Source organism: Alphaproteobacteria bacterium, from assembly GCA_030680745.1.
Taxonomy (GTDB): Bacteria; Pseudomonadota; Alphaproteobacteria; order JAUXUR01; family JAUXUR01; genus JAUXUR01.
This window is the reverse complement of sequence record JAUXUR010000059.1, coordinates 26,510-41,238: the sequence shown is the minus strand read 5'-3', so window position 1 is coordinate 41,238 and position 14,729 is coordinate 26,510. Positions and strand designations below refer to the sequence as shown.

The window sequence follows — 14,729 nt, the reverse complement described above, 5'->3', positions numbered from 1 at the left end:
CCTGGTTTCTAGTTTATAAACATATCGACTCTAATTATCTTAAAACATAAACAAAAAATACATAAGAATTATGGTTTTAAGAAAAAAGGATATGCCTCAAAAAAATCAGCATTGCGGTTACTTACGTTACCAGCAATTAAATTCTTTATATTGTTTTTAACCTCAACTAAAATCATGCGTTCATTCTTCGCTGCATTCAGTAAAGGACGGAATATAAGCTCGTCTTCTTTAAGACGCTCTTCCTTTTTCTTAAACTTTAGAACGGACGCCTCATCTTGAAACTTAAGCGCAACAAGTCTTGCTCTTGCAAGTTTAGATAAAGAGGCATCCAACGCTATTTTATAATATTTCTTAATCTTCTTAAGTGCTTTTTCTGCTATTACGAATTTTTCATCAATTTCAGCACTATATGAAAGCAATTGTTTTGCCATTTTGACATTTTCTTCACCCAAATTAAGATATTCTGCTCCTTGAAACTTACTGACAGACGCATAATGTGGTTCAGTTTGCATATTTATCAATGTCTCCCTACTTCGTATTTCTCTTATCATAATATCATTAACCATAAATCCAGGCCTCGCTTTTTGAAGCATCGTCAAGAATTCACCCGCTTCAATTTCAAAACCCAAAAGATTTTCATAAAGTTCCGCAAATTGTGGAATAGCCAATTGATTTTCAAATTGACCACCATCAGGATTATGAAGTTCTTTTTGAAATTTGTGACTATCCACTAAAAATATTAACTTTTCAATATCCTGTTGCAGTTTTTCTTTAAACGTATTTTCTTTTTGTAATGCGATTTGTTCAACACTTAATAATCTATTTTTTCGCGCATCTTGATTTGCCTTTTCTAACGCACTATCTTTAACAATTAACAATTTGGTCTTTAAAGCATCTTGACTAATTTTAGTCTCTTGTGATGCAAAGCACCAACGCAAAGCTTCAACTTCACTACGGCCTTCTGGATTACCATGTTGAACCATGTAACCTAACGATATTAAAGCACGTAAGTGACCTTGATCCGCCGCACTTTTAACCCATTTCAAAGCAGCTGCACGATACTCAGCAGGAGGTATTTCAGATCCTGTTGCAACAATATTTTGTAATTCTAAATGTAATATTCCAAAAAGAAATTGTGCATTAGGATCATTTCGTTCTGCACCTTCTTGGATTGCTTTAAAAAGTTTTGGAAAAGTTTCAACAAAAGGTTTCCTGCCAATCCCACGGAAAAGCCAACGCAAGACATGTTCATAAGAATGTATTAAAGCATAGGCATATCGATCATCTAAAATTGCTCTATTTTCAATATCGTCCCAAGTTGAAACCTTAAGACCAAAACGACCCTTTTCTTGAGTGTACTGCACAAAACCCCAATAAAACCCTTCAATAATTTGATCTTGGGCGTCTTTATCACCTTCATTTGCACGTTGCGTAAGATCGCTTAAATTTTTTCCCGTCCATTTTGCTGCATCATAAAAAGGTTGTGTTCGAAGTTGTATTTGTTCAATAGGCGCTTCAGTAACAATATCATCTTCCATATCCTCTATAAGTTCAGTTTCAACAAGAGGTATTTTAAAATTAGGATCATTTCCAAAAACTGTTTGATCTATTTCAGAAGAACTTAACAAAGGCGTAGCTTCTTTTAAAAAAGTAAGAAGACGAAAATCACCTTGTTTACTGGGAGCACAAGAAATTTTTCCTGCATAAGGATAATAATGTTGAAAAAAATATCCAAACAAAGTGTGTTCTTGTTCAGCATCTTCAGGACCAAAAAAATATGCATTATATTTATATGGGCGAACATTAAATCCCGTTGATAAAAAAAGAATTTGATCGGATTTTTCTTTTTTCTTCGAAGCAAGAAAATAATTTTCAGGCAAATTTTCTTTTAAATAAGTTACAAGATGTGTTTTAAATTCATTCTGAAAATATTTAATCATATTTTCACAATCTTTACAAAAATCCAAGTAAGAATGAAAACCAATTTGCAGTAATTTCACTTTAGAATTGACAGGAAGTTGCTCAATAGCTTTCACAAAAAGATTTTTTTTGCCATTCATAAATCCAATCGCTGCAGCTTCACTATGAGATCTATTATCACAATCTGGCCACAAAGAAGCACAGGTCACAAATTTTGCTTTTACACCACCTTGAAGATCCTCAACCGGTTCTTCAGTCCATTCTTGAGAGGCATGGTTGTAAAAATCAACCAAACAATATTGGCTAGAATCAGCATTATCTTTAAAAAAGAAACTATTATCCTCTTCACGCATACATAATGAAAACACCTTATCCTGTAATCCTGATATGCCTGGCGCTTTATACGAAATTCTTAACGATAACAAAAGATGATTTGAATTAAAGTCTTTTCTTAATATCTGATCATTTGAATGTAATTGATCTAAATAATTGTAATATTGTTCAGCATCTGGAGGATAAAGAGCAATCTTCCTTTCGCCATGATGCTTAGTGACAAGGATCAATTCAGCTTGATTCGAGAGGTACATGTTGTCGCCTCTATGCGTCCAAGGGTATCGAGCAGCTTCTACCTGCAATCCAAAAAAAGAAGCAATAACAATCGATAAAACAACATTCTTCTTAAAAACGAGATTACACAACGATAACAACATTCATATTTCCTTAAACAAAAAAAACGATTAATAAATTATGTTTTACTTTAATTTTCAATAAAATTCAATATAAATTAAAAATTATATTAATTTGTTTGCTGTTTGTATTAAAATTTATTATGATTTTTTTTACAAAAATCTTTTTTTAATAGAAAAAATCAAATTTTAACCACTGTATTAAATTAAAAATATTTACAATACATAAAAAATATTGCTATATAATAACATAAATTAATTTAATCAAATACAATCGACTAATGGAGTTCACGTTATAATGCGCATTATCTTAATGTTATTTATCTTTTTTTGTAGCAATGAAGTATTGTCATATCATCTCGTTGAAGATGGTGATCTTATTCGTGTTTTTGACGACGAAGGAAATCAAAAATGTGCTTACAATAAATATAAATGCAGAATCATTTTTAGTGAGGATGGAAAATCTTTTTCTGTAAAACGTATTGAAAAAAGAACAATAAATGAGATTTCAGCTGATATTCCATGTTCTGCAGATAAACCTCCTGCTAAGATAAGAAAAATTGATCCAGAATCAACCAATAATAGTTCGGTTGTAATTTCAGAAACCCAGGCAGACGAAATAGAAAAAGACGAAGCCTCGGAGATTCTTCCTAAACATCAAACAAACCCATTTACAACACCAATAGGTCAAAAAACAACACAAAAAAAAATTAGCGATTATTTTGCCCAAGCTAAACCTATCTCTATACCTAAATATATAGAAGGATTTTACCCTTATCCTGCAAGCGATAAACCGCGAAAACAAAGACTTTCTCCATACAAACAAATGCTTAAAAAGAAAGAAGAAAAAAAATCTTCAATAAAGTCAATTTCACCACATGCTTTAGAGACACGTGCAGTTCAGGCGGATAAAATTAAATTAACTTCACCTAAAAAAATAGAAGAAAAAGATCAAGATAAAACTTTATTGGGTATGCCGATTATAAATCCAACATTGCCACTTTTGGCTAGTTCAGAACCAATTGTCACTTTAGACTCGTTCATTGATGATGATTTTGAAGATGAAGAATTTTTAAAAGAATTAGATCAAATTGAAAAAAGAGCTTTGTTAGAACTTGATCAAAAAAAGACATCAAAGCAAATGAGCTTAGCACCACCACAAATTATATCTCATGTAGAGCCTGTTCAAACGAAATCCCATTGTTCCATAAAACATATTAAGGGATTTGAAGCACATAAGGCTTTATTAAAAAAAATGATGAAATCTGCACATGAGCAAATATCAATATCAAGTGAATCTATTTCATTCCTTGATAAAGATATTTTTAACTTATTTCGAAAGCTCAACAATAGAGGCGTCGAAATACGTATTTCTTACCGAAAATATATACCTTCATCAGTGAAAAAATTTTTTAATGAAATTAAAGCTAATTTATCCCAAGAACAAGTGCATATGAAATACCTTTATGTTGATGGTAAATGTATTATTATTGGATCTCACAATTGGTTAGATTTTAGGAATGAATCGAATGATTCTTCTTTTAAGATTTCTCAAAACAATGAATATATTAGACGATTATGGGCAAGAACTTATCACAAGGAATTCGAGTATGCGGACGGGTGTCTTAAACCTTGTCGTCAATTTATACTTGAATTACCACATTCTTCACAATTACACTTTTTAACATCTTTAAAATTGCATGAAGATTTTTTACGATGTATGTATAAAAAAGCAAATCATGAAATCAAAATTTATTCTCCTCACGTTACTTTTGCTAATGCTGAAAAAAGATTAAAAGATGCAGCTTCAATTATTAAAGAAGGTGTTTTAATTAAAGTATTTGTTGGGTCAAATAATGCGACAGATAGATTACGGCGTTTAGTTGAAAACGATCCCGATTTATCTGGAAAAATTGAAATATTTGAAGATGATGATTTTCATCAAAAAACACTTATTGTCGATAACAATTTGATCGCTGAAGGATCTTTTAATTGGCTTTCTTCTTCAGCAAGCGAAGAAAGTGACTATCATAATTTTGACGCGACTCTTGTAATACAAGGCCCCCTGGCAAAACAATTTATTAAAAAAGCAATGCAGTAAAATAATGCCCATACGGCTCATTTCATTAGGCATTATAGCAACTACCATTATCATGAATCGCAAAAGCAATGTCGGATGTCTTATCAAGGATTAATATATTAAGAAAAGTTTTTAGCATAACACTGGCCAAAAGCATCTGCTTTCGCTATGATGCCACAAAGAATTTTCTCAAATACCTAACATAGAAAAACCTATTAAATGTGCGGCATTGCAGGCTTTATTGATTTTAAAAAACGGTTGAACGAAGAACACCTTCGCAATATAACACAATTAATGATCAATTCTATTCAACATCGTGGGCCCGACGATGAAGGCATTTGGGTTGAACCTGAAAAAAATATTGCCTTGGGGCATCGTCGCCTCGCAATTTTAGACCTTTCACCTTTAGGGCATCAACCTTATCTTTCGAATGACCATAATCATATCCTTGTTTATAATGGTGAAATTTATAATTTCAAAGAAATTCAACACGAATTACGAGAAAACAATATTGCGTTCAAAAGTCAATCGGATACTGAAGTCCTTTTAAAAGCACTCATTCATTGGGGTATAGACAAAACATTACCTAAATTAAACGGCATGTTTGCTTTTGCTTATTACGATAAAACACGAAACAATTTTTATCTTGTACGCGATCGTATGGGCGTTAAACCCCTTTATTGGTCCTGGGATGATGATATTCTTGGCTTTGCCTCAGAACTCAAGGCCTTAAAATTTTTGCCGGATTTTAAAAAAGAGCTCAATACAGATGCGCTTTACAATTATTTTCGCTTGGGCTTTATTCCAGCCCCTTTATCGATCTATCAAAACACGCATAAATTAGAGCCTGGCCATTATCTTAAAATCGACCTTCAAACACGTGATATTCAACATCATAAATATTGGCACATGCCGAAAATGGATATACCGAAAACGCGAGAAGATATTTTACAAAATCTTGATCATTTAATGTGTGATGCTGTCAAAATTCGTATGTTTTCAGACGTCCCTATTGGTGCCTTATTATCTGGCGGCATTGATAGTTCGCTTATCACAGCGATGATGCAAAAACAAAGCACAACACCTATCAAAACATTTTCGATTGGTTTTACAAGTGCTGAACATAATGAAGCCCCATATGCCGAAAAAATCGCCGCCTTTTTAGGCACAGACCATCAAAGCCTTTATGTCGATCCTAAAGATGGATTGGCCCTTATCCCCAACCTAAATAGCATTTATGATGAGCCTTTTGGCGATTCCTCATCCATTCCAACATTACTTTTGTCAAAACTAACACGCCAACACGTAACGGTTGCTTTAAGCGGCGATGGCGGAGACGAATTGTTTTTAGGCTATAATCGTTACCCCATATTGGAACGCTTCAAAAAATTTTGGGATTATTCACCCAAAGTTAAAAAAGCACTCCTTAGTCCCCTTTTATTTCTTTCCCCTGATCATTACGATAAAATTTTAAAATTTTTGCCATCAACAATACGTCCTAAAATGATTGGCGATAAAATTCACAAATTTTCCAATAGCTTAATGCAATCCAATATTGATGATCTTTATGCCCATCTTTTTGGCCAATGGTCAGATACAGATGCCTTAATATCTAAAGGCAAAAAATTAAATCTTATCCCCAATAATACTCAAAATTTAGTTGAATCTATTCAAAGCTTGGATTATCAATATTATTTGCCTGACGATATTCTAACCAAAGTTGATCGGGCGTCCATGGCTTATGCACTCGAAGCCCGGAATCCCTTCCTAGATTATCGCGTTGTTTCTTATGCAAATTCAATGCCTTATGATATGAAGTTAAATGATTACACGCCCAAATGGGCTTTACGTACATTGCTCAAATCATATATCCCCAACGCATTATATGATCGCCCCAAATCAGGTTTTGCAATCCCCCTTAAAAATTGGTTGAGCAACGAATTACGGGGATGGGCTGAGGATCTATTATATTCGAAATCTTTCCGCAATCTTGATTTCTTAAACCATACCTTAATTCAAGAAAAATGGATTGGTTTTACAAAAGGACGTAGTGAATCCATGCATCAATTATGGACAATGTTAATGTTTGCAGAATGGGCGCAAAAGGAAAACATTAATGGATAAGAAAAAGCTTCTTTATTTTGTAACTGAAGATCATTATTTTTGTTCGCATCGCCTTGAACTCGCTAAAGCAGCACGCCAAAACGGATATGATGTTTACGTTATGACAAATGTTAACAACCACGGTTCTGTTATTACAGATGCAGGTTTAAAACTAATGCCTTTGAGCCTTGAACGCAAAGGCACCAACCCCTTAACTGAACTTAACCATATTCGCAGCATCAAAAAAATTTACACTGAAATACAACCCGACATCATCCATCAGGTTGCCTTAAAACCCATTCTGTATGGAACAATTGCCGCACTTTTTTTAAAGAAAAAACCAAAAATCATTAATGCTTTTACAGGGTTAGGGTATTTATTCACATCAACCAAAGTCACCATTAAAACAGCTTCTTTTGTAGCACTTAATCTTTTTAGATTTATATTTAAACGCACAAAATCAGATATTATCCTTCAAAATGTGGATGATCTTAATTTTTTTAAAACACAAAAATTAGCCAAAACTGAAAAATTACACTTAATTCGCGGATCAGGGGTCCATCTTTCAGATTTTCCTTTCAGTCCTGAACCAGAGGGCGAAATTACAGCTTTATTTATCGCACGCATGCTTAAAGACAAAGGTGTGATTGAACTTATTGAAGCCGCCAAAATGCTAAAAGCTGAAAATGTGCCCCTAAAGATTTTGTTTATTGGCGCACCCGATCCCCATAATCCATCCTCCCTTAAAGAAGAAGATATTAAAACTTGGGAACAACAAGGACTCATCACCTGGCTTGGACATCAAACAAAAATTGCTGATTTTTGGACACGCACACAAATTGCAGTGCTTCCGTCTTATCGGGAAGGATTACCCAAATCATTGCTTGAAGCAGCTTCTTGTGGCCGCCCCATTATTGCAACGGATGTGCCAGGCTGTCGTGAAATCTGCATTGATGGTTTAAATGGCTTTCTTGTCCCTGCAAAAGATGCTTTTGCAATTAAAGAGGCCCTCAAAAAACTAACTTTCGATGCCCAATTGCGGCAACAAATGGGCAAAGAAAGCCGTAAACTTGTTGAAGATCATTTCAGTATTGAAGCTGTTATTGCGCAAACACTTGAGCTTTATAAATAAAATGATTCAGTTCATCATTTTTTGTTTATTCACCTAAAACATTCAAATAGTCTGCCGTCCATCTTCTTAAATTAAATTTATCTTTAGCAGGATTATATCCACTATTTGCAGCTTTTTCATACCATTCATGCGCTTTTATTTTATCAATATCTACACCTATTCCATTATTATACATCCTAGCAAGATCATATGAAGCATTCGCATATCCTTGATTTGCAGCTTTTTCATGCCACTTAAAGGCTTTTTTACAATCATTCTCTACACCTATTGCATTCTGATACATATATGCAATCCAATATTGAGCCACTGGATATCCTTTGTCCGCAGATTTTTTTACATATTCATATGTTTTTATGTAATTACCCATAGCATAATATTTAAAACCGATTGCGTGTAAAGCTTGTGGATATCCTTTATCTGCCGCTTTTTGAAACCATGCATATGCTGTAATATTACTTTGCATTACCCCTAATCCATAGAGAAACATAACGCCTAAAATATTTTGGCAATGTACGTTATTTGACTTAGCTTTTTCAAGAATAGTTGGATAACATCTAGTCAACACATCATTCATTTTAAATGCTGTCAATAATCCGTAATATCTTTCATCATTTTTTATTTTATTATCTAAATCTATAATTTCTCGTTGTTCAAGATCAATAATTTGTTGTAATACAACTCCATTATAAATAAGATCAATCAATTCATTTTCTTGTTCTTGCGTTCTATCATTTGAAAGTAATTCCAAATAATATTCTTCAGTATATTTTTTTATGCTGTTTTCGTCATTTATTACAATGATATTTTGATTAAAGTTATCATCTTCATACATAGAAAATGCTGCATTACAACAAAATACAGAAATCAATAGAAACAAAGAAGAAATGTTTTTATATTTAGTCATGATATTTCCTTATAAAAATAATTAGATAATTATTAATACATCAACTTAATTAAAAAATCAATAAAAAAGAAATATACTTTAAGTTAAAAAAATTACAACATAATTAAATAAGGGCGTAATATTGCTTCGCATAAAACCCATCTTTCGACAGCAAATCAAGATGTGTCCCTTCTTCGACTAATTTTCCTTGATCAAGCACAAAAATCCAATCTAATTGTTCAATTGTTGATAATTTATGCGCAATAACGATGCTCGTTCTATCTTGCATCAAAAAATGTAATGCTTTTTGAATCAAGGCATCATTTTGATTATCCAAAGCATTCGTGACTTCATCAAGCAAAATAAGCAATGGATTTTGTAAAAATGCACGGGTCAAAGCAAGACGTTGTTTTTCACCGCCTGATAATTCGATGCCTATGCCCCCTTTTGATGCTGCGATGAATGTTTCGAAACCCTGTGGCAATTTTTGTATAAAATCATAGCATTGGCCTAATTTAGCAGCTTCAATGAGTCTATCTGTTTCAATTTTTTCACCTAAGGTTAAATTTTCACGAATTGTAGTTGAAAAAATAACAGGCTCTTGCGGGATATAAGCTATTTTTGACCGTAATTCCTTTAGATCAAATTGATTTAATGGGATGCCATTCCACAAAATTTGTCCATTGATCGGATCATAAAGGCGCAACAAAAGACGAAATAAGGTTGATTTGCCGCTGCCTGATGCGCCCACCAAACCAATTTTATGACCTTTTTTAATTTTAAGATGAATATCCTGTAACGCTTTTTGACCCTGATCCATCCCAGGGTAAGCAAAATTGATGGCATCAAAAATAAGTTCTGGTGTTTCATTTTTAAAAAACAAAGGATTTAAAGGCGAAAATATTTCAGATTTATAATCCAGCAAAGCGGCTATTTTGGTGAGCATCAGTTTCATTTGACTAAACTCTTGATGACTTTCGCTTATAACACTCAGTGAAGACGCGGCTATAATGGCATAAAAAATAAAACTCGATAAATCGCCTGCACTTATGTCATGGGAAAATACTTGGTGCCCCCCATACCAAAGCACAAATCCTATACCACCAAAAACGAGCGTAAAAACAATCATAATGAGCGCAGAGCGCAAGCGAAGTCTTTTTTGGATAATATCCTTAAAGGCATTTAATTTTTGCTTATAATATTGATGAAAATAATTTTCTTTAGCACTTGCTTGAATAAAAGGAATTTGACCAAAAACTTCCATTAAAAACTGCGTTTGATCTTGTTGATCCATTTGAATTTTTTGCGAAAAAACTTTTATCTTTTTTGCAATCCATAGACTTGGTAAAAGGATAATCGGTATAAGCAACAAGGCTATACTTGCAAGTTCAAAATTTGTCCAAAATAAAAGAAAAACGCCACCTATAAAAAGCAATATATTACGCACCATAACAGGCATTGTTTGGCTGAGTGTTGTTTGCACAAAGGTTAAATCTTGACTGAAATGCGTAACAAGCGATCCCAATGATTCTTTTTGATAAAAATAACGATCTTGGTGAATATTATGCTGAAAAAATCTATCTTTTAGTTTTAAAAGCGCATTTTCGCTTGCCCAATTAAGACAATAATACCTTACATAACTTGAACACGATAAAACAAAAATAATGATGCCTAAATAGAGAAGACCTTGATTTAAAATCTCGGGATTTTGACTCACGAAGCCCTTATCAATCAAAAACTTAACACCTAGTCCAAAAGCTAAAAAAGTTACACTTGCAATAAGAATAGCGCAAAATCCAAAAAAAATGGGCCAAAAGGGAGGGTTTAATAATTTTAGAATCTCGCGCCATGATAGTAATTTCATATTATCTTATTCTTAATGACAGGGTTGGCTTTTATAGTTTTGAACAGCTTGGGCTAAATTATCGAGTGATATTGAATAGGTGTTCAGAAGATCAGGATGTTTCCCCAAAGATCTTTCCGTCTTATTAAAACGATTACCCAATTTTTCGTGCGCCTCACGCTCAACAATTTTCACTTGATGGTTGGCCATGCCAACATTCGTTTTTAATGTCTTACATTTCAATTCAAGATGATGGTTTGAGCTTAAGTTAACTTTTTTGTTTATTAATCCATCACTTACACATCCTGCTTGAGTTAAAAGCATCGAGATAAAAAATAAATACACACCAGTTTTTTTAAACATTTAACACTCCAATTTTCATCATCATAAAACCATCTTATCGATAAAAAGTGAATTAAAAGTTAATGCGCTTTTTCTAATGCATTCAATTTAATGTATATAATGTCATATATGTTGTCTTATTGTTACACTCTTTTTTAAAAATACTGCCAATAATGACATACATCATTTCCTTGTCTGTCTAACTGACATATCATTTTTTCATCAACTGGATCTACGTAATGATTATAACATCATGCGCCAGGTTGATATTTTAATTTTTTGGAGGTTTTTCAATGAAAAGAATTTTACTGAGCACTGCGCTCTTAGCAACAACCTTATTTGCAGCACAAACAAATGCAGAACTTGCTGTTAAAGAAGGCCAATTTACTGTAACACCACATGCTGGTATTGCACCAACAAGCTCTAAAGATGCACGCGTTACACGCACATTTACTAAAACAACACCAGGTCAAGTTGTAAACTTTCCTGCTGGCAATCAAGATGTTGCTGATAATACTTTTGTTCGTAGATCTTATAACGCAAAATCACATAACATGCCTTACACTTTTGGTATTGATCTTGGTTATGCACCTATGGACAATGTTGAAGTATTCTTTGGCTTTGATTACACAAAAGCAAGTGGGAAGAAACAAACTGGTATTCGTGAAGAAATCAAATTACCAACATCAAAATATAATTTAGTTTCTAAATACAAACAAGGCAATTATGCTTCTTATGGTTTTCACCTTGGTGGACGCTATTTCTTTGACTTAGATTCTAAATTTTCACCTTTTGTTGGTGGTAAATTAGGGCTTGTTCGTCATACACATGGCAAACATAAAATTAAAGATACAGAAATATTTAATGGTGGATTCGATTCTACTCAAAAATACTCAGCTCCACTTTACAAAAACTCAATTGGGTTCAGTGGTGGATTACAAGCTGGTTTTGACTTCCGTGTAAGTGAACAAGTTTCTTTGGTTGCAATGGCTGAAGCTATCGCTTCAACAGGCATTAAAACAAACAAGAAAACAAATCTTGTTTATCGCATACAAGGTAGAGGCAACAATGAAACTGTGTTCTCTAAAGTGACACGTTCACCTAAAACAGCTTTCTCCTTCCCACTTACTGCAGGCGTCAAAGTCCGTATGTAATTTAGAAACTTTAAGTCTTCGTGTCAAACCCCTCTCAAGAGGGGTTTTTCATTTCAACCATTTGTTTTATATGTATTTTATACTTTTCCTATAATCAGTTTTCAGGTCAAAAATGTTGCCTTAAAGTAACATTCCACCCATTAAAAATCATCAGTTATGACAATAACAATATCCCTCCCCTAAATTCCCCCTTATTGTTCCTTCATCAGCCTTGCTTAGGTTAATAAAGATGTCATATGACATCAGGTTGATAATTCAATGTCTTTGGAGATTTTATATGAAAAGAATTTTATTGAGCACAATGCTCTTAGCAGCAGTTTCTGCAAATGTATTTGCAGGCGGCACTCAGGATATGGGCGCACACCAACAACCAGTACAACATGCTGAACCAGCTGTAATGCCAGCACAAGCAATGCCTACTTGTGAAGGTCCAGCTTTAAAAGAAGGTCAATGGACATTAACAGCACGCGCTGGTATTGCACCAACAAGCTCTAAAAAAGCACGTATCACACGTACTTATACTGGTACAACACCTAATCAAGTTGTAACTTTTCCAGTTGGACATCAAGATATTACGGATGTGAATGGTTTCGACCGTAGATCCTACAACGTAAAATCAAATAGTTTGCCATTTACAACTGGTTTTGATGTTGGATATGCTGTCATGGATAATGTTGAAGCTTTCTTTAACTTTGACTACACACATGCTTCCGGAAGCTCAAAAACCATAGACAACAAATTTGATGGTATTACATCAATATCAAAATACAAACAAGGCAATTTTAATTCTTATGGCTTCTACCTTGGTGGACGTTATTTCTTTGACTTAGACTGCAAATTCTCACCTTTTGTTGGTGCTAAATTAGGTCTTATTCATCGTACGCATGGAAAACATAGCATCATTGACACTAACATCATTTACGGTATTACAAGCATTGAAAGGTATAATGCTCCTTTATACAAAAATTCAACAGGCTTTAGTGCTGGATTACAACTTGGTGGCGATTATTGCCTAAACGAACAAGTTTCTTTGTTTGTCATGGGTGAAGTGATTGGTTCTACAAGTGTTAAAACACATAAAAAAACACATCTTGCATATCGTGAAACAGGTACAGGAAGCAACCACACTGTTTTCACAAAAGTAACACGTTCACCTAAATCAACTTTCTCATTCCCAATTACTGCAGGCCTCAAAGTCCGTATGTAATTTAGGAATCTTTCCTGTCTAATGAAAAACCCCTCTTTTGAGGGGTTTTTCATATCCATTTTTTTTAATTGATTCTCTTTTGCCACATCTATAACACACTCATATGTTGAGATCTTATAACATCTAGACATAATGTTTTTTTAATCTTACACTTATTTATAGACCGGAAAACGTTCTTCCAAATACATAATATCTTTATAAAGGTATGTCTATCAAAGTATTTTAAATGTACCTTTCGGATCTTGATCTAATTAAGAACACAACAACTAGTAAAAACTAGTTTTGGGAGACGAAACGAAAATCCCTTATCTTTATGAAGGAAAGTAAACATGTTAAGAAAATCTTTTTTGACAACAATTGCAGCTGTTGCCTTTTCAACAGCATTAACACCTGCTTTTGCTGGTGGAACGGGTGACATGGGCCATCGTCCTGCGCCTGTATATCATCCAGCAGCACCAGTTGAAGTGCCAACACAAGTTATTCGCTCGTGTGAAGGACCTGCTTTAAGAGAAGGTCAATGGACATTCACAGCACGCGCTGGTATTGCACCAACATCCGATGGTGATGACAAAGCACGCGTAAGACAAACTTTTGTTAATGGTTCAACATATGGCTCAACATATGATCCAGTATATGGCCCAACATATGGCTCACATGGTTCAACATATGACTCACATGGTTCAACACATGGTGTTGTTCACAATAGATTCAAACACCATAATGACCTAGCTTTCGCAACAGGCTTTGACATTGGTTATGTACCTATGGACAATGTTGAAGTATTTTTTAACTTTGACTATGCTTATTCTGGAGGTTCAAAAAAACACCTTCGTAATAGCATTTCTGATCACGATGGAACAATCGATCTTTCAACGCGCTACAAACAAGGTAATCTAAATTCTTATGGATTCCATATTGGTGGACGCTATTTCTTTGAATTAGATGATTGCAATTTTTCACCTTTCGTAGGCGCAAAATTGGGTGTTAGTTATCGTAACCATGATAGACACAATGTTAGGGTTGTTGTAACTCAAAACAACAGCACACTCATTAATGGTCTTTATAGATCACCTCTACATAGAGACACAACAGGCTTTAGTGCTGGTATACAAGCAGGACTTGATTATTGTGTAAGTGATCCCGTTTCTTTGTTTATTATGGGTGAAGCAATTGGTATAACAAACTCCAATTCACATGTACACAAAAGACTCGTTTTCACTGATGCACCTCGTTCTGATAGACTCTATACATATGGTTCACATAAAATTGGATCAACTTTCACGTTCCCTATTACTGTAGGCGTCAAAGTCCGTATGTAATTAAAAACTTTTCGTACCTAATGAAAAACCCCTCTTTTGAGGGGTTTTTTATATCCATTT

At 34.0% G+C, this 14,729-nt stretch carries 10 protein-coding genes; 6 read left to right on the top strand and 4 right to left on the bottom strand.

The window, feature by feature from the left end; all coding sequences use genetic code 11:
* Window positions 1-68: 68 nt before the first annotated feature.
* On the bottom strand, window positions 69-2,630 hold the full coding sequence (locus Q8L85_06710) for a hypothetical protein (protein MDP1724376.1): 2,562 nt from the start codon (window positions 2,628-2,630) through the stop codon (window positions 69-71).
* Window positions 2,631-2,904: 274 nt separating this feature from the next.
* Here Q8L85_06710 and Q8L85_06705 point away from each other — a divergent pair, with 274 nt between their 5' ends.
* From Q8L85_06705 to Q8L85_06695, 3 genes are all read left to right on the top strand, one after another.
* Complete coding sequence (locus tag Q8L85_06705; GenBank protein MDP1724375.1) at window positions 2,905-4,707, top strand: phospholipase D-like domain-containing protein; 1,803 nt, start codon at window positions 2,905-2,907, stop codon at window positions 4,705-4,707.
* A 198-nt stretch (window positions 4,708-4,905) separates the two neighbouring features.
* Window positions 4,906-6,810, top strand: a complete 1,905-nt coding sequence (gene asnB, locus Q8L85_06700) for an asparagine synthase (glutamine-hydrolyzing) (GenBank protein MDP1724374.1) — start codon at window positions 4,906-4,908, stop codon at window positions 6,808-6,810.
* Window positions 6,803-7,921, top strand: coding sequence for a glycosyltransferase family 4 protein (locus Q8L85_06695; protein MDP1724373.1), 1,119 nt, complete (start codon window positions 6,803-6,805; stop codon window positions 7,919-7,921). Before asnB ends, Q8L85_06695 begins: the two co-directional genes overlap by 8 nt.
* A 25-nt stretch (window positions 7,922-7,946) precedes the next feature.
* Here Q8L85_06695 and Q8L85_06690 read toward each other — a convergent pair whose 3' ends face one another.
* From Q8L85_06690 to Q8L85_06680, 3 genes are all read right to left on the bottom strand, one after another.
* Entirely contained in the window at window positions 7,947-8,825 is an 879-nt protein-coding gene (locus tag Q8L85_06690; GenBank protein ID MDP1724372.1) for a tetratricopeptide repeat protein, read from the bottom strand.
* Between the two features lie 103 nt (window positions 8,826-8,928).
* The gene (locus Q8L85_06685; protein MDP1724371.1) at window positions 8,929-10,668 is read right to left on the bottom strand and encodes an ABC transporter transmembrane domain-containing protein; all 1,740 of its coding nucleotides are present in this window, start codon (window positions 10,666-10,668) and stop codon (window positions 8,929-8,931) included.
* A gap of 12 nt (window positions 10,669-10,680) precedes the next feature.
* Window positions 10,681-11,010: a hypothetical protein gene (locus tag Q8L85_06680; protein ID MDP1724370.1), complete on the bottom strand. Its 330-nt coding sequence runs from the start codon at window positions 11,008-11,010 to the stop codon at window positions 10,681-10,683.
* A 272-nt stretch (window positions 11,011-11,282) separates the two neighbouring features.
* On the opposite strand from Q8L85_06680, the gene Q8L85_06675 reads away from it, so the two are divergent.
* The 3 genes from Q8L85_06675 to Q8L85_06665 all read left to right on the top strand — a co-directional run bounded on the left by Q8L85_06675 (window position 11,283) and on the right by Q8L85_06665 (window position 14,669).
* Window positions 11,283-12,143 (top strand): hypothetical protein, encoded by an 861-nt coding sequence (locus tag Q8L85_06675; GenBank protein MDP1724369.1) that lies wholly within the window; start codon window positions 11,283-11,285, stop codon window positions 12,141-12,143.
* Window positions 12,144-12,420: 277 nt separating this feature from the next.
* Complete coding sequence (locus Q8L85_06670; protein ID MDP1724368.1) at window positions 12,421-13,350, top strand: hypothetical protein; 930 nt, start codon at window positions 12,421-12,423, stop codon at window positions 13,348-13,350.
* Window positions 13,351-13,679: 329 nt separating this feature from the next.
* The gene (locus tag Q8L85_06665; protein ID MDP1724367.1) at window positions 13,680-14,669 is read left to right on the top strand and encodes a hypothetical protein; all 990 of its coding nucleotides are present in this window, start codon (window positions 13,680-13,682) and stop codon (window positions 14,667-14,669) included.
* The last annotated feature ends 60 nt before the right edge of the window (window positions 14,670-14,729 follow it).

Excerpts from the sequence above, each read along its gene's own strand:
- Q8L85_06710 (MDP1724376.1), bottom strand. The coding sequence starts at position 2,630 with ATGTTGTTATCGTTGTGTAATCTCGTTTTTAAGAAGAATGTTGTTTTA.
- Q8L85_06705 (MDP1724375.1), top strand. The coding sequence starts at position 2,905 with ATGCGCATTATCTTAATGTTATTTATCTTTTTTTGTAGCAATGAAGTA.
- asnB (MDP1724374.1), top strand. The coding sequence starts at position 4,906 with ATGTGCGGCATTGCAGGCTTTATTGATTTTAAAAAACGGTTGAACGAA.
- Q8L85_06695 (MDP1724373.1), top strand. The coding sequence starts at position 6,803 with ATGGATAAGAAAAAGCTTCTTTATTTTGTAACTGAAGATCATTATTTT.
- Q8L85_06690 (MDP1724372.1), bottom strand. The coding sequence starts at position 8,825 with ATGACTAAATATAAAAACATTTCTTCTTTGTTTCTATTGATTTCTGTA.
- Q8L85_06685 (MDP1724371.1), bottom strand. The coding sequence starts at position 10,668 with ATGAAATTACTATCATGGCGCGAGATTCTAAAATTATTAAACCCTCCC.
- Q8L85_06680 (MDP1724370.1), bottom strand. The coding sequence starts at position 11,010 with ATGTTTAAAAAAACTGGTGTGTATTTATTTTTTATCTCGATGCTTTTA.
- Q8L85_06675 (MDP1724369.1), top strand. The coding sequence starts at position 11,283 with ATGAAAAGAATTTTACTGAGCACTGCGCTCTTAGCAACAACCTTATTT.
- Q8L85_06670 (MDP1724368.1), top strand. The coding sequence starts at position 12,421 with ATGAAAAGAATTTTATTGAGCACAATGCTCTTAGCAGCAGTTTCTGCA.
- Q8L85_06665 (MDP1724367.1), top strand. The coding sequence starts at position 13,680 with ATGTTAAGAAAATCTTTTTTGACAACAATTGCAGCTGTTGCCTTTTCA.